Source organism: Mesorhizobium sp. M1D.F.Ca.ET.043.01.1.1 (assembly GCF_003952385.1).
Lineage (GTDB): Bacteria > Pseudomonadota > Alphaproteobacteria > Rhizobiales > Rhizobiaceae > Mesorhizobium.
On record NZ_CP034444.1, the window covers coordinates 3823103 to 3843447 of the forward strand.

18 protein-coding genes and 2 pseudogenes are annotated in these 20345 nt (G+C 59.3%); 9 read left to right on the forward strand and 11 right to left on the reverse strand.

Annotated features, from left to right (window positions below; all coding sequences use genetic code 11):
- Positions 1 to 118: 118 nt before the first annotated feature.
- The 3 genes from EJ067_RS18700 (at position 119) to EJ067_RS18710 (ending at position 3707) form a co-directional block, all read left to right on the forward strand.
- On the forward strand, positions 119 to 1405 hold the full coding sequence (locus EJ067_RS18700; RefSeq protein ID WP_126063813.1) for a dicarboxylate/amino acid:cation symporter: 1287 nt from the start codon (positions 119 to 121) through the stop codon (positions 1403 to 1405).
- Between the two features lie 272 nt (positions 1406 to 1677).
- Positions 1678 to 2739: a LacI family DNA-binding transcriptional regulator gene (locus EJ067_RS18705; RefSeq protein WP_024505889.1), complete on the forward strand. Its 1062-nt coding sequence runs from the start codon at positions 1678 to 1680 to the stop codon at positions 2737 to 2739.
- A gap of 164 nt (positions 2740 to 2903) precedes the next feature.
- A complete protein-coding gene (locus EJ067_RS18710; protein ID WP_024505888.1) occupies positions 2904 to 3707 on the forward strand; it encodes a TIM barrel protein in 804 nt (267 codons plus the stop codon).
- 48 nt (positions 3708 to 3755) lie between these two features.
- Here EJ067_RS18710 and EJ067_RS18715 read toward each other — a convergent pair whose 3' ends face one another.
- Entirely contained in the window at positions 3756 to 4673 is a 918-nt protein-coding gene (locus EJ067_RS18715) for a LysR family transcriptional regulator (protein ID WP_024505887.1), read from the reverse strand.
- A 701-nt stretch (positions 4674 to 5374) separates the two neighbouring features.
- Between EJ067_RS18715 and EJ067_RS35835 the strand changes: the two are divergent.
- The 6 genes and pseudogenes from EJ067_RS35835 to EJ067_RS18740 form a co-directional block, all read left to right on the forward strand.
- Positions 5375 to 5749, forward strand: a pseudogene (locus EJ067_RS35835) (IS110 family transposase); the annotation flags it as partial.
- A 91-nt stretch (positions 5750 to 5840) separates the two neighbouring features.
- Positions 5841 to 6365 (forward strand): transposase, encoded by a 525-nt coding sequence (locus EJ067_RS35840; protein ID WP_245265439.1) that lies wholly within the window; start codon positions 5841 to 5843, stop codon positions 6363 to 6365.
- A 1218-nt stretch (positions 6366 to 7583) separates the two neighbouring features.
- Complete coding sequence (locus EJ067_RS18725) at positions 7584 to 7865, forward strand: acyl carrier protein (protein WP_126057635.1); 282 nt, start codon at positions 7584 to 7586, stop codon at positions 7863 to 7865.
- Positions 7866 to 9074, forward strand: coding sequence for a beta-ketoacyl-[acyl-carrier-protein] synthase family protein (locus EJ067_RS18730; RefSeq protein WP_126057636.1), 1209 nt, complete (start codon positions 7866 to 7868; stop codon positions 9072 to 9074).
- 762 nt (positions 9075 to 9836) lie between these two features.
- Positions 9837 to 10880: pseudogene (nifA, locus tag EJ067_RS18735) on the forward strand (nif-specific transcriptional activator NifA); the annotation flags it as partial.
- 582 nt (positions 10881 to 11462) lie between these two features.
- Entirely contained in the window at positions 11463 to 12029 is a 567-nt protein-coding gene (locus tag EJ067_RS18740) for a sugar O-acetyltransferase (protein ID WP_024505228.1), read from the forward strand.
- Positions 12030 to 12336: 307 nt separating this feature from the next.
- Here EJ067_RS18740 and EJ067_RS18745 read toward each other — a convergent pair whose 3' ends face one another.
- From EJ067_RS18745 to EJ067_RS18790, 10 genes are all read right to left on the reverse strand, one after another.
- On the reverse strand, positions 12337 to 13230 hold the full coding sequence (locus EJ067_RS18745) for an SIR2 family protein (protein WP_024505229.1): 894 nt from the start codon (positions 13228 to 13230) through the stop codon (positions 12337 to 12339).
- Positions 13231 to 13264: 34 nt separating this feature from the next.
- A complete protein-coding gene (gene nifT, locus EJ067_RS18750) occupies positions 13265 to 13477 on the reverse strand; it encodes a putative nitrogen fixation protein NifT (RefSeq protein ID WP_024505230.1) in 213 nt (70 codons plus the stop codon).
- Positions 13474 to 13794 carry a nitrogen fixation protein NifZ gene (locus tag EJ067_RS18755; RefSeq protein WP_024505231.1) on the reverse strand — a complete coding sequence of 107 codons (321 nt, stop codon included), beginning with the start codon at positions 13792 to 13794 and terminating at the stop codon, positions 13474 to 13476. Before EJ067_RS18755 ends, nifT begins: the two co-directional genes overlap by 4 nt.
- Before the next feature lie 85 nt (positions 13795 to 13879).
- On the reverse strand, positions 13880 to 14074 hold the full coding sequence (locus tag EJ067_RS18760) for a 4Fe-4S binding protein (RefSeq protein ID WP_024505232.1): 195 nt from the start codon (positions 14072 to 14074) through the stop codon (positions 13880 to 13882).
- Between the two features lie 29 nt (positions 14075 to 14103).
- The gene (gene nifB / locus EJ067_RS18765; RefSeq protein WP_024505233.1) at positions 14104 to 15585 is read right to left on the reverse strand and encodes a nitrogenase cofactor biosynthesis protein NifB; all 1482 of its coding nucleotides are present in this window, start codon (positions 15583 to 15585) and stop codon (positions 14104 to 14106) included.
- A gap of 273 nt (positions 15586 to 15858) precedes the next feature.
- Positions 15859 to 15930, reverse strand: coding sequence for a helix-turn-helix domain-containing protein (locus tag EJ067_RS34960; protein ID WP_245467364.1), 72 nt, complete (start codon positions 15928 to 15930; stop codon positions 15859 to 15861).
- A gap of 700 nt (positions 15931 to 16630) precedes the next feature.
- Positions 16631 to 17212 carry an alpha/beta fold hydrolase gene (locus EJ067_RS18775; RefSeq protein WP_287152319.1) on the reverse strand — a complete coding sequence of 194 codons (582 nt, stop codon included), beginning with the start codon at positions 17210 to 17212 and terminating at the stop codon, positions 16631 to 16633.
- 395 nt (positions 17213 to 17607) lie between these two features.
- Positions 17608 to 17907: a ferredoxin family protein gene (locus EJ067_RS18780; RefSeq protein ID WP_024505235.1), complete on the reverse strand. Its 300-nt coding sequence runs from the start codon at positions 17905 to 17907 to the stop codon at positions 17608 to 17610.
- Between the two features lie 12 nt (positions 17908 to 17919).
- Positions 17920 to 19224 (reverse strand): FAD-binding protein, encoded by a 1305-nt coding sequence (locus tag EJ067_RS18785; RefSeq protein ID WP_126080604.1) that lies wholly within the window; start codon positions 19222 to 19224, stop codon positions 17920 to 17922.
- A 10-nt stretch (positions 19225 to 19234) separates the two neighbouring features.
- On the reverse strand, positions 19235 to 20344 hold the full coding sequence (locus tag EJ067_RS18790; RefSeq protein WP_126063815.1) for an electron transfer flavoprotein subunit alpha/FixB family protein: 1110 nt from the start codon (positions 20342 to 20344) through the stop codon (positions 19235 to 19237).
- Position 20345: the final 1 nt, after the last annotated feature.

Sequence of the window (20345 nt, forward strand, 5' to 3'; positions counted from 1 at the left end):
ACGGGACAGGCGTCCAGTTGGCACGGCGCTTGCTCCGAGATGACAGCAGCGCTCGACCGGAGCGCAGCATGGGAGAAGGAGGAGCCCCCACCCCGATCCGGTCAGGGAGAGAGAAACGATGTTGGTTCCAAGAGTCCCCCGCGCGATCGCAGCGCCCCGCAAGCGCCATTTTGCCCGGACCTACGTGCAGGTACTTGCCGCCATGGTCCTTGGAGCCGCAATTGGCTACCTCTATCCGGAAACCGGCCAAAGCCTGAAGCCGCTCGGCGATGCCTTCATCAAAGTCATCAAGATGATTATCGCACCTGTCATCTTCCTGACAATTGCGACCGGCATTGCCGGCATGAGCGATCTGCAGAAGGTCGGCCGAGTTGCCGCCAAGGCGATGGTTTATTTCCTTACCTTCTCGACGCTTGCACTCGTTGTCGGGCTGATTGTCGCGAATATCGTTCAGCCTGGCGCCGGCCTCAACATCGATCCGGCCTCGCTCGATGTCGAAGCCGTTAAGGGCTATGTGGCCACGGCTCACGAGCAGTCCGTGACCAGCTTCCTGATGAACATCATCCCGTCAACGATTGCCAGTGCCTTCGCGGAAGGCGACATCCTGCAAGTCTTGTTCTTCTCGGTCTTGTTCGGCATTGCTCTGGCGATGACCGGAGAGACGAGCAGGCCGGTCGTTACCTTTCTCCAGGCGCTCACCGCCCCCATTTTTAAGCTCGTCGGCATTCTGATGAAGGCTGCACCCATCGGCGCCTTCGGCGCTATGGCCTTTACGATCGGCAAATACGGAATCGGTTCGGTGGCCAACCTCGCGATACTGGTCGCGACGTTCTATCTGACCGCCTTCCTCTTCGTGTTCGGGGTTCTCGGCGTGGTCTGCCGCTGCAACGGCTTCTCGATCTTTTCTCTTGTCCGCTACATCAAGGACGAGCTGCTGCTTGTCCTGGCAACGTCCTCCTCGGAGGCCGCGCTGCCCTCGCTCATGGAGAAGATGGAGAAGGCCGGCGCCGCGCGTTCGGTCGTAAGTCTCGTCATCCCTACTGGATACTCATTCAATCTGGACGGCACCAATATCTACATGACGATCGCCGCCCTCTTCATCGCGCAGGCGACGAACACAGATTTGTCAATTGCCGATCAGATCCTCCTGCTGCTAATTGCGATGCTTTCCTCGAAGGGTGCGGCAGGCGTCACCGGCGCCGGCTTCATCACATTGGCCGCTACTCTGTCTGTCGTGCCGAGTGTTCCCGTTGCCGGAATGGCTCTAATTCTTGGCGTGGACCGCTTCATGTCGGAATGCCGCGCGCTGACGAATTTAGTCGGTAATGCGGTGGCATCGCTCGTTGTCGCTCGCTGGGAAGGCGAATTGGACCAGTCCCGGATGGAAGCCGCTTTCCGCGGTTAGGGTTACATCAAACGGGCTCCCCGCAAGCAAGCAATAGCGCGACGTGTAAGTCACGGCCTTCACAGCAGTCGAATTGCCGGCCTCCAAAGAGCGCTGGAAATAGTGTACTAACGCGGAGAGTAATACAACACCATGAAGCCCCTAAGCAAACGAACGGTTCACGGAAACTCATCTGGGTCCGCATGGAGCGCTGTTCGTCGAATGCGTTATCAACCGTGGGGTGTGGTAACTATTTCAGCTTGCCGCCCCAAGCCGTCGCGGGATCGCACCGGATGACGGAGGACCGGCCGATCAGAATCGCTAGGGGAAAGCGCGTCACAATTGCCGATCTCGCCCGCGAAGCCGGAGTCAGCGTAGCAACAGTCGATCGGGTTCTGAACGTCCGCCTTCCGGTGCGAGAGGAGACCGCCCAGCGGGTCCATGCGGCCGCGCACGCGATCGGCTATCATGCTGCCGGTCTCATCAAACAGCGCTTGCAGCAGCACCTGCCGCACTACAAGCTGGGCTTCATCTTGAGAAAACCTGCCCACGATTTTTACCAAGATTTCGCTCGCAATATTGAAGAGTCGGTCAGTATGGCTAAATCCTTCCACGGCCTTCCGATCATCGAGTTCGCGCAGTCACATTTGCCGCGTGACCTGCTCCCGCTTCTTAAGGACCTTGGAAGCCGCTGCCAGGCGATCGCCATGGTGGCGGCCGATCACCCGAAAATCACAGCATCAGTCGAGGAGCTCAAGGCGAAAGGTATCCCGGTATTTTCGCTGTTATCCGACTTCGCCGATGGCGTGCGCGAGGGCTACATCGGCCTCAACAACAGCAAGGTCGGACGGACTGCCGCTTGGGTGTTTTCCAAGGCCGCAAAACGGCCCGGCAAGGTGGCGGTGTTTGTCGGAAGCCATCGCTTCCAGGCGCATGCGACGCGGGAAACGGCCTTTCGTGCCTATTTTCGTGAGAACGCGCCCAAATTCGAGGTGCTTGATCCGCTCGTGAACCTTGATGAACGGCAGCTCACTTACGAAAAATTGCTGGATCTTATGCAGCGGGAACCAGAGCTCGTCGGCTTCTATATGGCCGGCGGGGGTATAGAGGGAGCAATTTCCGCGCTCCGAGAAGAGGGGAGCGGTCAGGATCTCGTCGCGATCGTGAGTGAAATGACGCCGCAGTCACGTGGGGCGCTTGCGGATGACATCTTGACGATGGCGGTCGGCACGCCAATGCGCCGACTTTGCCAGGAGCTGATAATGGCAATGGAGCGGGCCATCAAAGCCGGCGTCGCGGAGAGCCCGGGGCAGACATTTCTGCCGTTCGACATTTATCTTCCGGAAAATATTTGACCTTGATGGATTTCTATCATGAGCGCCCATTTTCCTTTCACCGATGAAAGGAAAGCTCGATTGACTCGGCCGTCTCTGTCCGATCTGTGAACCGGCGTGGTTCCGTCTTGAAAGAAGCCGGATGCCGAAATGGCAGCCGCGCTTCATGGAAGGAAAGTCAAGCAATGCGCCAGGTATCGCCCCGCTTTGCACTCGATCACATGGCGGCGCCCCGCCTTGACGTCAGTGCGCTTTTCGCGCTTGCCCGTGACCAAGGCCTGACCGACGTCCAAATCCGTTACCCTCATTTCAGCAATCCTGTCGCACGCGGCATTCCGGCTGCGGACGTTCGGTTTGCCGCTACCGAAGCGGGCGTCACGATCATCTCTGTCAACGCCTTGCAGCGGTTCAACGACTGGACTCCAACGCGTCAGGCCGAGGCAAGCAACCTCGCCGATTATGCGACGGCGTGCGGGGCAGAGACGCTCGTGTTGGTGCCGGCCAACCGCAGCTCGTGGCCCACCAATAGCGAGCGCCAGGACAATCTTCGTTTCGCTCTAAACGAGATCAAGCCAATCCTCCAGTCGCGGGGTCTGATCGGTCTCATCGAGCCGCTGGGTTTCCGAACCTGCTCGCTTCGATCAAAGAAGGAAGCGGCCGAGGCCGTTGCCGCGGTTGATGGCCAGTCCGTCTTTCGCCTCGTGCACGACACGTTCCACCACACCCTGGCCGGGGAGACATGCCTGTTCTGCGAGCTTACCGGCCTGGTGCACATTTCAAGCGTAAACGACCCGACCTTCTGGATTTACCCCGATCGCTTTCTTGCAGGTTCCGACAATGGCAGCCAGATTCAGGCGCTGCTGGATGGCGGCTACGCGGGACCTTTCTCGTTCGAGCTGATCGAGGAAGTCCATTCTCTGGACGATCTCGCAGGCGCACTTGCCGCCAGCATCGACTTTATCCGGCGAGGGCTATTGTCGTCAAAGTAGATGGTGACAGGTGTAGTGACTATAGGTGCGCCTGAATTTTCCGAGGGTTCACAGCGGGGCAGCCATCCGAGATGCCTCCTGTATCATTATCTCCCGCATCCAGATGCTTGCCGGATCGCTATTGTGGAGGGCCGGCCATTGGAGGGTCTCGGTGAATGTGGGAAATGGCAGCGGAAGTTCGATAACCCGCAGGGGGAACGTTTTTTCGAAATGCCTGACCAGCCGTAAGGGCATGGTCGCTATACGAGCTGTGCCGGACACCATAGGTGGAATCATGCTGAAGCCCTGCACGGCGACCTCGACACGTCTCTTAAGGCCATGCTCAAGCAAAAACCATTCCTCGATAGACGGCTTCATCGTACGCCCGAACCTGACCGCGACGTGCCTCATCGACATGTATCTCTCGAATGTAAGCTGCTGTGGCAGCTGCTTGTTTGTGGGACAGCCTACGCACACGAGCTTCTCGTCAAACAGCGCAATGCTTGAATGCACACTCGACGTGAACATATCCGGTAGAATTAGAAAATCGACGTCACCGCGCCGGAGAAGCTCATCGGGGCTATCGTCGACAGGCAGCAGTTCGAAGCTGACGGCGGGGGCTTCCCGTGAAATACGCTCCACAAGCTTTTCGAAAAACACGAGCGTGACGAAATCGGAAAGAATGATCCTGAAGAGGCGATCGGCTCGAGCTGGGTCAAACGGATCCGAAGAAATAATCGAGCACTGGATGTGCTGGAGAGCGTCGCGAACTGCGGGGGCAAATGCTGCCGCACGCGGGGTTAGAAATCGTTCGCGACCTCTTATCGTAAACAGTTCATCGCGGAAATAATCGCGCAGTCGGGCGACGGCCGCACTCATGGCGGGCTGACTCAGGTTGATCCTGCGTGCCGCCGCCGAGAGATTACGCTCCGTCAGGAGTGCGTCGAGCACAACGAGGAGATTTAGATCAAGTCCTTTGAAACGCATGTCATCAGCCATCCATGGGATGGATGCCTTTAACCGAAACAAACGACTTTAACAATTTAGCATTCTTGCAATCTTTTGTCGCAAAAAGTTTATGATGGATGACGTTAAGGTCCGACATATGAGCCGCGTGATCTGCCGAAGCGAGCAATCGTTCGTACTGTGCAGGTCAGAGATTGGCAGTTTGAAACGCCGGGCCGATGGCGCCGGGCTATCAACCAGCGTCTTCGGCGGCCCCGACCTAGCTGGGCGTGGAATCTAATAGGGTGCACCTTTCCAGTCCGAGGCGACTGATGGGCGGTTTGATCCTAAGCTGCCGTGAGGCCTGTGCCAATTGTATCGGCGAGCCAATGCAGCAGTCCGGCAGCGTTTTTGAGAGCTGTTGTAGGCTCGGCCTAAGCCCATTGGCGCAAGCCTATCTGAACGAAGCGCTTGGCCTTGCCGCTATCCGGTATGTGATCTGTGGTGTCTTCTCGTCCTGCTGTTCTTGTTTTGGAACGCCCTTATGGTGAGCCCATCCGGGACGTGGGGCACCGGGAGCACAAAGGTGCAGGCAGGCCGTCAATAGACCGTGGGCTGAGAGCCCGAGCTCGTTACATGGCCGCCCCTGGCGACTTTCCCGGATGCGCTGCGAGCGCGGATCAGTAGATGTCGTGTTGCCCGCCAGCTCCCGTCTTTGACCGAGCCAAGAAGGAGGAACGGGCATGCTTATCATCGGACTGGATATTCACCGCGCCTTCGCCGAAGCAGTGGCATGGGAGGAGGGCAGGCTCAGGCGACTCGGCCGCGTCGACATGCGGCGCGATCTGCTGGCGGCGTTCGCCGCGAAGCTGTCGCCGAACGATGTCGGGGTGATCGAGGCCACCGGCAGCGCGACGTCCGCTGCAGCTGTGATTGCGCCGCATGTGAAGAAGGTGGGGATCGCCAAGCCGAAACAGGTGTTTATCGTTGCCTATGCCAAGATCAAAACGACGATCGACGCCGACGTTCTTGCGCAGCTCTATGCCAGCGGCTTCTTGCCAGAAGTCTGGATTGCGGACGAGCCGACGCAGGCTCTGCGTCGACAGGTGACACGGCGCAATCAGATTGTCCGACAGAGATCTCGATTGAAGAGCGTCATCCAGTCGATCCTTCATAGCCACCTGATCCGTCCTGCCCGCATGCCGACCTGTGCGGCGCCAAGGGTCGGACCTGGTAATCGAGCAGGTCGTACCGCAGGACGAGCGCCTCGCGATCGATGGGCATCTGCGCGAGTTCGACCGATTGGGCGAAGACCTCCAGGTCATCGAACGCGATCTTGTCCGCTCGGCTCTCGAGGATGAAGGCGTGAAGCGGCTGATGACCATTCCCGGCGTCGACATCACCGTCGCGCTGGCGATGAAGGGCGGCGATCGGCGACGTGTCGCGCTTCGACGATCCGCAGAAGCTCGTGACCTATCTCGGGTTGAACCCAAGCGTCCAGCAGTCCGGCCAGGTCCGGCCTACCATGGGCGGATCACCAAGCAGGGCCGTGGTCATGCGCGCGGCATGCTCGTCGAGGCGGCCTGGGCGGCCGCTCGTGCTCCCGGACCGTTGCGAGCCTTCTCCCTGCGGCGTGCGAGCCCGGCGCGGACAGCATGTCGCGGCCGTGGCAACCGCACGCAAACTCTCTGTCGTGATCTGTCATCTGTTGAGAAGGGCGAGAGTTACGCGTAGGCTCGACCCTCCCTGCATGCCAAGAAGCTTGCGCGATGTGGAACTCAAGGCCGGGAGCAAGGCTGTGCGCGGCCAAAAGGGAGCGCACGCCTACAACATAAAGAGCCACCGGGAAGAAGAGCGCCGCTGGGTGGAGCAGGCCGAGGGCGCCTATGCACGCCTCGTCGCCGGTTGGAACCCACGAGGTCCGAAGAGGGTAGGCACGGATGCCGCAAACCGGGCGCCCAGCTTGGCATAAGGGCTACGTGGCCTCAGGAAGCGTCGTCGCCAATGCAGACCATGGACGAATTCCCAGCCGATGCCGAGATGCCGGTCGACCGTGCCTGTCGCCGTCCGGTGATGCGATGCCCCCGAGCGGATGAGTTCGCCCCGGATGCTCCCGGTCACGACGCACGGGTTCGGGTTCCAAGGCGCTCAGTTTTGTTCGCGCCCAATCGGTGTAGGACGCGGCAGAAAATACGAGCGTGACGAAATCGGGAAGAATGATCCTGAAGCGGCGATTCGGTAGAGCCGGGTCAAACTATCCGACGAAATAAACGAGCACTGGATGGGCGGGAGAGCGTCGCGAACTGGAGGGCAAGAGCTCCCGGACGCAGCGTTAAGTTTGAATACCTCCGCGGACATGGTCGCGAGCTTATCGCGCAAATAATCGAGCAGCCGAGCGCCGGCCGCACTCATGACCGGCTGGGCTCGGTTAATCCTGCATGCCGCGCCCATGAGGTTGCGCTCTGTCGGGAGTGCGTCGAGCACAACGACGAGATGTAGTTCACGATCTTTGAAACGCGTGGTCAACTATCCAAAGTGTGGATGCCTTTCATCGAAACAAACGATTTCATCAATGTTCTGGAATCCTGCATGGGCAGAAGCACCTGACGCACACCGATGCCCCCACTGCCTCATGGCGTGGCGAGCGTCTTAAGAAACCGCCCGAAAGGAGATTTTTCATGCGCTCTACCGGGCAGTGGAGTGCTGGGAAAGGGAGTTGCAACTGACCGGGTCCGACTTCTTCCGAGCCTATGGACAGACTGGGAGACGCGCACGGTGTAGCGGCTCACATCGTCATACTGCACCTACGCCACACACCGGCCGGACCTGATCCGGCTTTATGAGCATTGGGCTTTGTCAGTTGCCCAAGCGTGATGGCTTTCGCGACGCGGCGCGCCTCAGGAACTGAGCCGCGTCCAGGTCGAAACGCGGGAAAGAAAGACAGGAAACAGAATGGCCGATCAATTCGCAACGGACGTCATTGCCCTGATCAAGAAACGCGCCGAGTCGGAGAGCGGTGAGGGAATGCCTACGTCATTCGTCGGCGAGATAACAATCGCCACGGAACTGGACGCGCTCGGGTTTGATTCGCTGGGTTTGGCGGACGTCCTCTGGGATGTGGAGCAGGCCTACGGCATCAAGATCGACATGAACACGGCCGATGCCTGGTCCAATCTCAAGAATGTCGGCGACGTCGTGGAAGCCGTCCGCGGCTTGCTTGCGAAGGAGGCTTGAATGGACAGGCGCGTCGTTATCACCGGAGTGGGCGGCCTGTGCGGACTGGGCACCGACGCCGCCTCTATGTGGAAAGAGATGCGCGAAGGCCGCTCCGCCATCGGCCCGATCGCCAATTCCGAGCTTCATGACCTGGAGGGCATGACCGGCGCTGAGATCAAGGCGCTGCCCCAGCACGACATCAATCGCAAGCAGTTCGTCTCCATGGCCCGCTTCAGCTTGCTCGCCGTGCTTGCAGCGCGCGAAGCCATGCGGCAGGCCGGACTTTCCTGCGACGAGGGGAATGCCCATCGCTTCGGCGCGACAGTGGGCGTCGGCGGCTTGGGCTGGGATGTGATGGAGGAAACTTACCGGGCCCTCCTTTTGGACGGCGCGAGGCGAGTTGGCATCCTCGCTGTACCCAAAACGATGCCAAGCGCCGCCGCCGGCCAGGTGAGCTTGAGCCTCGGCTTGCGCGGGCCGGTCTTCGGGGTGACCTCCGCATGTGCCTCGGCCAACCATGCGATCGCCTCGGCGGTGGACCAGATCAAGCTGGGCCGGGCCGACGTAATGGTTTCCGGAGGCAGCGACGCACCCTTCGCATGGGGCGTGCTGAAAGCATGGGAAGCAATGCGCGTGCTTTCACCCGATACCTGCCGGCCCTTCTCCGCCGATAGGAAGGGCCTGGTGCTGGGCGAGGGTGCGGGCATGGCCGTGCTGGAAAGCTACGAGCATGCCACGAGGCGTGGTGCCACAATTCTTGCCGAGATCGCCGGCGTCGGCCTTTCCGCCGATGCCTTCCACATTGCCGCGCCATCTGTCGAGGGGCCAGCGTCGGCGATGCGCGCCTGCCTTGCCGATGCCGGGCTGAATGCCGAGGACGTCGACTACCTCAACGCGCACGGCACCGGTACCAAAAGCAATGATCAGACTGAAACGGCGGCGATCAAGCGTGTGTTTGGAAACCACGCTTATTCGATGTCCATCTCTTCCACCAAGTCCACGCACGCGCATTGCCTCGGCGCAGCGAGCGCGCTTGAAATGATCGCCTGCGTGATGGCAATCCAAGAGGACGTCGTGCCGCCGACCGCCAACTATCGCGAGCCAGATCCCGCTTGCGACCTCGACATCACACCCAATGTGCCGCGCGAGCGCAAGGTGCGCGTCGCCATGAGCAACGCCTTCGCCATGGGCGGTACGAACGCAGTTCTGGCATTCAGGCAGGTGTAGAAGCCATGCAAGACGCCTCATTTGAGGTCACCTGTCGTATCTAGCTGCTTGAGGGGCGGGGCATTGTGATACAGGGAGAGCTGTGGGGTCCCTCCTTCTCGGCCTCGACGATGTGGAAGGAGCCTGTGCGGCGAAACGGGCTAGACGCCCCCAGGCCCAGAACTTGGGCGAAACCAACTCCCACCAAAGGACAGCCGGTTTAGTAGCCGAACAATGAAACCTCGCTCGACGAGCCGCCGTCTCTACTGTCTCCGGCCTCACGCGGTTGAAGCGAACAGCGCAGCAGCTACTGTTCCGCACAACTCGGATGGCAATTGGGACAAGTCCGCACATGTCGTCACGTACGCTGAACGCCGCAGGTACAGCCAAACTGGGGCGGGGCGTTTCTGCCGTTTTGATAGAATTCTATCAAACTGACAATTTTCCTTGCATAAATGCAAGGAGAGCTCGGTTGACTCCCCTCCTTTCTTGTCAAGGATGAGTTTGCAGGCTGCGGTGCGGCAGAAGCCGGACAGAACAGCGACCGGTCGAGTAAAGGCCTGCGCAAACCGCATATTGCGAGCGCCCGCGCGGAGGAAGACGCTCGTCCTGGTGAAAGGCAACGATGCTCAGGCGCCATTGCCATTTGCCGAGGGCGTCCGCGCGCCGAAAATTTCGAAGCAACAAAGGTGAGATCGAGAATGATGATGACGAAATACAACACAGCTCACCGTCCAGTGCAGTTCTACCGGCGGGTGGCGGAGTGGGATGGGCTGCCAAATGGAACGTAAAAAGATCAGCAAGGAGATGCTTGGCGATAGTCAGGCGCTGCGCAAGCTGCGTGAGCACCTTGTCAAGGTGGCCAAGGCGAAGACTACGGTCCTGTTGCGAGGTGAATCCGGAACCGGTAAGGAGCTGGTTGCCAAAGCCATTCACGAGCTCTCGCCTCGCGCCAAGCAGCCCTTCATCAAGGTCAATTGCGCGGCGCTCACCGAGACGCTTCTGGAATCTGACTTGTTCGGTCATGAGAAGGGTGCCTTCACCGACGCGAGCAGTTTGCGCAAGGGGCGCTTTGAGGCTGCCGACAAAGGCACATTGTTTCTGGACGAGATTGGCGAAATATCAGGTTCGTTCCAGGCTAAGCTGCTGCGTGTCCTGCAGGAGCAGGAGTTTGAGCGCGTCGGCAGCAACCACACCATTAAAGTTGATGTTCGCGTGATTGCCGCAACGAACAGGGACTTGGAAACGGCAGTTCAACGCAAGGAGTTCCGGCAAGACCTCTATTATCGCATCAACGTCGTCACTTTACGCGTGCCGGCATTGCGCGAAAGGCGAGGTGATATTCCGCTCTTGGCCGCTCAGTTTCTCAAGAATTTCAATACTGAGAATGATCACACGCTGACCTTCGCTCCCGAAGCGATTGAGGTGCTAATGAACTGCGAATTTCCAGGCAACATCCGAGAGCTCGAAAACTGCGTTCAACGGACGGCAGTTCTGGCGACGGGTCCATCAATCCTCAGAACTGACTTTGCCTGTTACGCGGATCAGTGCTTGGCCGCGGCGCTGTGGAAGAACGGACCGCCGACGTCAGAGAAGTCGACTACGATCCAGCCTTCCGCCGCCTGTGCCGCCCCGCCCGTCGGCGACGGGCAAGCGCCGATAGGCCCTGCCACGAGTCGTGGTAGGGTGCCCGATGCCGATACGGTCATTGCTGCCATGGAAAAGTGTGGCTGGGTGCAGGCAAAGGCGGCGCGCCTGCTCGGTTTGACCCCGCGCCAGATCGGCTACGTGCTGAGAAAACGCGGTATCGAGATCAAGCGTCTCTGAAACAACCCGCCGAGCAAGAGCTGGAGCAGGTCAAGCATTGGTGCTCTGGCGAGCCCATCGGCCAGGCTTACGAAGTGGGTGTGAACAGCGCTGCCAAGATTCCGGCCGTGTGCTTTCTACCACGTAGTCATACTGGGGCTCTGCGACTGACAAACTAAAAAGGAGTAATCCTATGGCTAGTAACTTCGCTCTACACCGCAAGGCAAATCAATTCGACGTGCCTGGATCCAGAAATAATCGATGTATTATTGGTGACACGCCAGCATGCGTAGAGGCGACGCGCAGATCTCCGCTGGCGGGACCTGGTCGATACATTAGCTGATGGCTTACCGCTCGATATCACGCAATCTGAGATGGGCATGAAAGTGAGTTCGACCGCTGGACAGTTGCCGACCTCGTCAGGTATTGGCCCCTGCGACCGGTTGATCTGCGATATCCAAATTCGCGGAAGTTGGTCGAGACGAAACTGTCGCCCCGGCTCGTGACCGACCGCGCGCCCGGCAAGACCGAGTTACAAAGTTGCCGAGGCAGTTTGATGTGCGTTCCTGCATCACTGTACGGGACACGACCTGACGGGAGACTATGATGCGTAGCCAAAAAGAAAAGATGCTCGCAGGCGAGTTTTACAATGCGGCGGATCCGGAGATCCAAGCTGACCTGTTGGCCACCGGGGCTTGGCTCAAGCGGTACAATGATACGCTGGGGCAGACCACGGGGCATTGGCATGAGCTTTTGTCCGAGCGGCTGGGAGAGGTTGGGCGCGGAACGGTCATCCGTCCGCCCTTTTTTTGCGACTACGGATTCAATATCCGCATTGGAGCCAATGCCTACATCAACTTCAACTGCGTTATTCTTGACGTGGTAGAGGTCAAAATCGGGCAAGGAACGGCAATTGGGCCTGCTGTGCAGATTTATACCGCCGATCATCCACATGATGCCGAGCAGCGGCAGGCCGGCCTGCAGGTCGGGCGTCCTGTTCACATTGGCAGCCGTGTCTGGATCGGCGGTGGAGCAATCATTCTGCCTGGCGTCACGATTGGTGATAATGCAGTGGTAGGCGCTGGCTGCGTGGTCACACGAGATGTTCCCGCCGGGGCAAAGGTAGTGGGAATTCCTGCTCGCGTGGCCGACCCACATAAACAGGCATAATCAACCTCGTTGACCCTGGAGGTGCATGCGAACTGTCGAAACTGTGCCGAATTTTTGTCGAAGCCATTGAGCGCTGCATATGTTGTCGCGACTCGGGCGCTTCAGTTCTTTTGCCACGGGGGTCACAAGATCATGTGCGTAATGCCGCCGCAACGTGCTCACGTCCCGCAGCAGCGGACCCTTTCACATCGCCCAACGAATTCAGAGCCTACGTTGTGCTGCCACTAGCATTACTACTCACGAATGTATTCCCAACTGAGTTTTCGCCCTTGGAGGCAAGCAGCGACTCACCAGCAATCGCCGGCCATTAATCCTGGCTAGCATCGACCCCGACGAGGCGAGCCGCGGCGTTGCGGATCGGCATGTCGATGACCGTGATTGCGCCTTCGGCAAGGAAACGACGTTCGTTTCTGGTCAGCGTAGCCGAATCGATCACCGCAAAATGTGGGCCAGTGGAGCGCTTCATCAGCTGTCTGGCATATGTGCGCAGCATCTGATCGTTGAAGCGGCAGCCCACGAAGAAAAAACCCCGGTTGACGCGCCGTTGCTTCACCGCGTCCGGGATCGGCGTCTGGATATCAATTTCGGTTAGGACTTCGACGTAATCGGAATCAGCCACGAGGAAGTTTGCCGCCGGCCTGACGCTGCCGTGCGGCGCATAGAGCACCGTCCTAGCCACTTGTTCGGCCTCGAGTTCTGTTCCTGACAAATCGTAAGTTCTCGTCCAGATGTTACCGATTCCGGTCGCGCGCGTCGTTCCTTGTATCTCGACAACGTCTGTTTGGCCGGCCTCTGCAAGGGCTGCTCGCATGGCGCCATCGTACCAGCTGTCGATGATGACAGACAGTTGAAGGGTTGCGAGCCAGGCGTGAAGAACGGTCGGCTCGGCGGGGGCTGCGAATATCTCCGCCATCCACGCTTGGAGAGTCCGACGATGTCGGCGCTGCTCGATAAACTGCGCGACCGACCACATATTGGTGCGAATCCTGGAAGGGGCAGGCGCCCGCTTGTTGAGGGCCGCGGCGACATCTTCAGGGGTGCAAGGTACAGGTGATTCCGGTGGGTTAAGCTGCAGAAGACCAGGACCGAGATAGGGGATCACTCGATCGGCCTTGAGAGCGCCGTTCAGCAGGTCAATCAGTTTTTTGGCAAAACTGCCCCGGACGACGACGAGATGGTCCCAGCTCAGCATCGTGTTCATACGCGTTTCCTCTCCGCCACTGAACCCACCGGCATCAGGCCCCGTCGGAAATCTTCATCGCCTCGACGGTGATCGGCAAACGCGTGTCGCGCGGAAGGTCGGGCAGCATGAGCCGCCAACCGTTCCTGAGCGTCACGGTCCCGCCCCATAAGTCAGCGTTCTCAATCTCGGTGATCGGCTCTTCGAGATCCTTCTTGGGGACATAAGCCGACAAGCCAGTAGCGGTCCTGCGAATCATTACTTTCATCCGGCTGTTCCCCCGTTGGAAATGCCTTCAGCTCCGCAGGGAACCTCGACTTTGTCGAGGCTAATGAGTTCGCGCGCTCGCATGCCGACGACCGTGCCACGATCGATCCATTCGACCGCATAGATGAAGAATTGCTGGAGAAAGGTTCCAATGTCGCGCACGTAGCCTTCGTCGCCCTTCCGCACGAGGTTTTCGCCGATCTCCTTGCCGGGATAGGTGCCGTCGTTTTTTATGTGGCGTATCGCACGGACCCGCTCACCCTGCATGAACCGTGGCGGTCTGCCGATTTCGACCTCCTGTTCGCGTCTGGACCACATGCTGTCCATTCCTTTCTCGAGGCTTTTGTTGTGGTCGCGGGTTGCAGGCGTCGTCGTGCGGCGAACCCGACCGTTTCGGTAGGAATCAAGCGGGAACGCAGGTTTTCGGTACCGGACAGACCGACACGCATTGCTGCGTATCGAAGGCCTCCTTGCATTCGGTGCACTTGTTTGGATCGATCACATAGGCGTCGCCCTTGAACTTGATCGCTTCCGAAGGACATTCGAACTCGCAGGCCCCGCATTGGGTACATTGGGATGCGATGATCTTTAAAGCCATTCTAACTCCTGGTTATCGGACGAGACGGCTCAGGCCGTCGCCGCTAGTGGTCTGATCCCAAACTCTGCCGCGTAAAGTGCGCTGACTGCGGTCTCGATGTAGTCATGGCCATAGGCGTCGGTTACGCGCAGTCCAGCTCGCGAGAGTTGTTCCTTCGGGCGATTTCCGATCTTGGCGCATAGCACTATGTGTATGCCTTCGAGCGCTGCGATGACGCCCTCGAGGATGGCGTCTTCGCCCCCGCCTCCGAGGCAATACCGCTCGACCTTCCGATGCCCGACCAAGCTGATCCCTCTAGGCGAGACTTCATAAACCTGGAATTCCTTCGCGTGGCCGAAGTGTTCGTTGACCCGTCCACCTCCCTTAGTGGCCACCGCAACCAGAAGCGACTTTTCGGAGTCTGTTGCCTTGACCATACCGATGGCCTCGCTCCTCGCCGCCTCATGATCACGGCGCTCGTGTGCGACCACCTGCCGATAGGCCTGACGCTTGCCAGCATCGTAGGCGACATCGTCGGGAATCCCGTCCAGCGTGAATTCCTGGCCACGATCTTCACCGAGCAGGCCGACAGCATCTGCCCGGCACTGCCGGCAGTGGCGCATCAACTTGGCGCCACCTTCAAGTCGATCCTGAAGAGCCATCATCTCCATTGCCGTTGGGCCGCGCTGCCCGATGAGTCCGTAGTGGGTACCGTGCGCCGGGTCCGAAATCAGAGGCATCACGTTGTGCAGAAACGCGCCCCGCTCCCTGACCATTTTGTTCACCTCAAACAGGTGCTGGTCGTTCACTCCAGGAATCATCACCGAGTTGATTTTGGTGAGGATGCCGCGCGCGCTCAGCATCTCCAGGCCCAGCATCTGCCGCGCGTGCAAGATTCGAGCGGCTTCGATGCCGAAGTAGCGGCGATTTTCATAAAAGATCCATGGATAGATCTTCGCGCCGACTTCCGGGTCGACCATGTTGATGGTGACCGTCACGTGATCAACATTCATTTCGGCAAGCTCGGCGACATGGTCCGGCAGCACGAGCCCATTAGTGGAGACGCACAGCTTTATGTCGGGGATTTCCCTGATGACGCGGTCGAGCGTTGCCTTCGTTTTCTCCCAATCGTAACAGGCATCCCCCGGCCCAGCGATGCCAAGAACCGAAAGCTGCGGAACTTTGTTGGCAACGGCGATGACCTTGCGTAGCGCTTGGTCGGGCGTCAACTTCTCAGACACAACACCAGGCCGGCTCTCGTTGGCGCAATCGTATTTGCGATTGCAATAGTTGCACTGGACATTGCAAGCCGGCGCGACCGCCACATGCATACGCGCGAAATAATGATGCGCTTCCTCCGAAAAGCAGGGGTGATCCTTGATCCTTTCCCAAATAGCCGGATCCCCTTCGCCCGGGCTGGTCGGCGACGAGCCGTAGGAGGACGATGCGCAGCCACCGGATTTCGCGGCTGCCAGAAAACCCTCGGATGTCGTGCTAGTCGGCCCCTCAATCGAAACTGTCGGTGAGGACATCAAACGGCTCCGTTGCTGGTAACGTCGCGGTTCAAGGTGCAAGAGCCATACCAACTGAAAAAAGCGGCTTCAGTTCACTATTCGGGTCGATATCGCATTGTGTCAGGCCGGCGCGACACAATTTTGTCCTGCTTGCGACAGTGCAAGTCCAAATCCGTTCAGAAGCACGAAGCACTCCTTGTCGCGCACAGGGCGCGCAAGACCACTGGCCTGACGATTGGCTCATCAGGCTCTTAGAATTTCCTTCACCTCGATACTATGCCGGCGTATCGCCTAGCCGACTTGTCGCAGCTTGAGGCCGAGAATTCGAGCCGCATTAGCCTGAACCCAGCCGGCCTTCTCCATTGTGTCGATCAGCCGTCACGCTCCGTCCGCCGCGGTCTCAGCCCCCGTCCGGCCGTATCGTTAGAATCGCAAGTGGCTATCTCGTGTTCAGGGGGCGCCGATGCGCCGAACCGGCATCGTGCTGGCCCGTGAGAGCTCGTCGATGACATTGCCACGTTCCGAAAGATTGGTTCCTTCCAGAGGAGAACGCCAAGCACGCAGTTCTCCGGCTCGGACGTTGCCGGGGAAATAGCATTGCGAGATCAGCTCAACTGCCGACGGCGCAAAGCCATGGTTCTCCATATTTCAAGGGTAAGCGCTGTGTCCTTCCAGGAGGACCCGCGATCTGTGGGCCTGCCGATTCTGAGGTGGATCGGAGATCGGCTTGTGTCTGAACTTGAACTTACGATTGACCCTGAGCGGCAGCCTCGGCGTTTTCGAGGGTGATCAACGGCGCTGTTGGTCGGCGGCATTGGTCGATGGACGACAAGGCACGGAGTCATTCCGAGACCCTGGAGCCGACGCGGTGATCTCGGAGGTTGCCCGGCGCTACGGGCTGCGGCCGCGGCGGAACGCTCGCAAGCTTGCGACGTCGGCAGGACAGGCCACTCCCGCCTAGTGGTTTCGGTGGCGCCACCGGAACGACCCGTTGGGCCTATCCGTGCACCAGAGCTCAAGGCCACGGCCTGAGAATCGGCCGCCGCTCACCCTACTTGGTTCCTCAGCCGACTGCGCTAAGAAGGAGAGCAACTTCCGTCGGCGCGAGGATCATTGCGTCGTGGCCAGTGGCGAGTTCCTGCCACGCCCAGCCATCCTGCTTCGCGACCCATTCTCGCGCTCCCGCCATCGGCGGGTGGAGTGGATTAGTGCAGACGACATAGGTTCGGGGTCTGCCGTTGCCGAGCGGGTGCTCGAGCTTAAGTCCGCTTTCGTAGGTGCCTGCCGGATGCGGTGTTATCCGGCGCCGCACCCAGTCCGTGAGCGAGTGTCCCTCGGGAATGCCGAATGCTGTTGGCGGCGGAGTCGGCATGAAGATACCCCGTCCTTCCTCCGCAACCAATTTTCGACGGGCCGCGACGATGTCGGGGGGCATGGTGCTGAATACACTTTGACCGCTCTCGACGATGGCGCTGTCGAGATAAACGAGATGGCTGATATGGTCGGGTATCCGGTCGGCGGCGCCGGTGATGCTGATGCCGCCTAGACTGTGACCGACAAGGATCACATCGCTCAGCTCTTCCGTCACAATGTGGTTGACGATGTCGGTCACGAATGTGTCGGGCGTGATGTCCTTGCACAGCAAACGTGCGCGTTCGCCGACACCTGGTCGGCGTGGTCACGTGGCATCCCATCTTGCGAAGATTGGCAGCCACGTCCCGCCAACACCATCCGCCATGCCAGGCACCATGCACTAGCACATACGTCTTTGCCATGGGTTGTGCCGTTCCACTTGCTCACCGGCCGTTGTGGCTGCCATCCGGCACGATGGCCGGGCGTTGTCCCAAAGGGGCTCGACCACGTGACCGGTGGTAAGTCCGGCGCACAGGGCAGCGCCGTGGCCTGAGGACACCGCTAACGAGTCAAGGAAATTTGAATTGCGAAAGGCCAATATTCACTAGCTCTTTGCAAGTGGATGGAGAGGCTCATGGTGTGCCGCAGTTGCTCGCTGCCGGCATGCTCTTGGCACGGTCCGGCTGATCATCCGAACTTGAACAGGACACCAAAGCCGCCGCGCGGATAGTTCCACTCGATGTCGCCGCCTTTCTCGCACAATATCCGGCAGGTGCCGCATTCCATGCAGCCGTCGGCGGTGATCTCGACTTGACCCTTGTCATTCAACTCATAGCATTTCGCCGGACAGACGTAGGTCAACGCAAGCAAGTTCGCGCTTGGCTTGTCGTGCGGTCGCACTATAATATGGGGGCGGCCGGAATCGACCAGATAGCGGTTCTGGTAAAGTTTGTCCTCGACACGAACCTTCGTCACTGCGATCGTCATCTTGTACCCTCTTCAGCGCCATGCCAATGCCAGGCGGACCGCGTCGCTGACCAACCCCCAGCGCGAGCGCGCGTTGATGAAGGCGGCCGTGGTGTTCTTTTCCTTCTCGATCTTCGGCGTGCCGTCGACACGCATGAAGTTCTGAGCGGCATGCGACATCAGCCGCGGATAGCTGTCAAAAAAGTTGCTGGAATTGGTGTGGAGCAAGGCTGGCATGTCCTTGTATTTCTTAAGATCCTTGATCACAAAGGAGTCATCCAGCATCGTCTTGTAGAGCGCAAGGTTCGCTTTGGTCATAGGACCGTTGCGGCTTTTGACTTTGATGATCGCCTCAGCCGCGACACGACCCGAGGTCATGGCAAGGTTCGAACCCTCACGGTGAATGGCATTGTTCAGTTGCGCTGCGTCGCCGACGATGACCCAACCGTCGCCGAAGAGCTGCGGAATGGCCTTGTAACCACCTTCGGGGATAAGATGGGCGGCATATTCTTTCACCTCCGAGCCAGCGATCAGCGGCCGGATCGAAGGATGGTTTTTCATCGCATCCAGGAGGGCGGACGGGCTCTCCATCGTCGCGGCGAAATCCGAGACCAGGCAGCCGATGCCGAGTGATATCGACTCCTTGTTGGTGTAAAGGAAGCCGAGCCCGGCCATGCTGCGAGAGATCGTGCCCACGGCCTCGATTACGCAGCCTTCATCGCCCTTGACCCCGAACCGCTGGCCAATGACCTCTTCGGGCAAGAAATGCATTTCCTTGACGGCAAGCGCCACGGTCTCCGGCTTCGGCATCTCGCGCAGGCCTGCGCGAGTGCCAAGCAATCCCGACACCCCTTCTGCGAGAACGACCACATTCGCGAAGACCACTCCGCCAGCCCGGTCTGTGCGGACGCCGATCACCTTGCCATTGCCATCACGGACGAGTTCCGTCGCGGTCGTCTCACACAGGACCGTCGCGCCAGCCTCGCGCACCTTGCGGGAAAACCATTTGTCGAACTGGGCGCGAATGATCGTGTAGCGGTTGGGTTTCGCCTCATTGAAGTCGTCCGACCGGTAATGAATTCCGGTGTGAGACGTGTCGTCCAACACCCAAAGTCGCTGTTCGACCAGGTGCCGCTCGAGGGGCGCATCATCCCGGAAGTCCGGGATGATCTTCTCCAGCATGTTCGCGTACATTATGGCACCCTGGACGTTCTTAGAGCCCGGATATTCCCCGCGCTCCAACTGCAGTACCTTCAGCCCCTGGCTTGCCAAAGTGTAAGCAGCTGCGTTTCCAGACATGCCGGCTCCGACCACTATGGCATCGAATTGTTCAATCATGTCCTCTCCCTCAACTCGCAAGCTTGTCTCGACTGTGCGGCGACAGCCGCCGGGTGAAGGCTTCCGTCAGTGCGGGCAGGAAGCGGATTGCATCCGTGACGATCCCGAGGTGGGCGAACTCGAAAATCGGCGCGTTCGGATCGGTGTTGATCGCGACGATGAGATCGGCCCCCTCGACCCCAACTCGGTGCTGGATGGCGCCGGAAATTCCGGCCGCGATGTAAAGCTTCGGTCGAATGGTCTTGCCAGTTTGTCCAATCTGTCGATCAGCCGGCATCCAGCCCTTCTGGACCAAGGGGCGCGAACAGCCATGCTCGGCGCCGATCGCTCGGGCAAGATTCTTCACAAGCTGAAGGTTCTCCGCCGCTCCGAGACCGAGGCCTCCCGCAACCACGACATCCGCATAGGCAAGATTTGCCATTGCCGACTGGTTATCCGGTAGGAAGCCGAGGACTTTGGTGACGATATCGTCCTCAACGAGCGACAGCTTGTGCCGCATGACACGCCCGACCGGCTTATCCACCCGTTGCGGCATAGGCATGACCCTTGGTCGCACCGTCGCCATTTGCGGCCGGTAATTTAGTGTATAGATCGTACACAACAATGAGCCACCAAAAGTCGGACGGGTCGCGGCGAGTGAACCGTCGGAATCTACATCAAGTTCGGTGCAGTCGGCCGTGAGCCCCGTCTGCAGGGTCGTCGCTACCGAGCCTGCAAGATCCCTGCCCAGTGTGGTCGCGCCGAGAAGGAGGATTTCGGGTTTATGGGTATTGACCAGATCCGTGAGCGCCTTGGCGAACGGCTCGTTCCGGTAGTCGGCGAGCGGCGGCGCATCGACGATGTAGACAAGATCCGCCCCGTAAGCGAAGGCCTCGGCAACAGCGTCCTCGACCATCTCGCCCGGCGGTCCCAGCACGACGCCCGCGAGCTGGACTTCAAGCTTGTCGGCCAATTTGCGGCCTTCGCCCAGCAGTTCGAATGATACAGGATGCACATTGCCGCGTTCGAGCTCGAGGAAGACCCACACGTGCCGGTAGTCTTTGAAATGGTCGGGAAGTTCTTTCTTTACACCGGCACGGCCGGGGGCAATGCGAGGGGTGGTTTGGCTTGCGGTCGACATT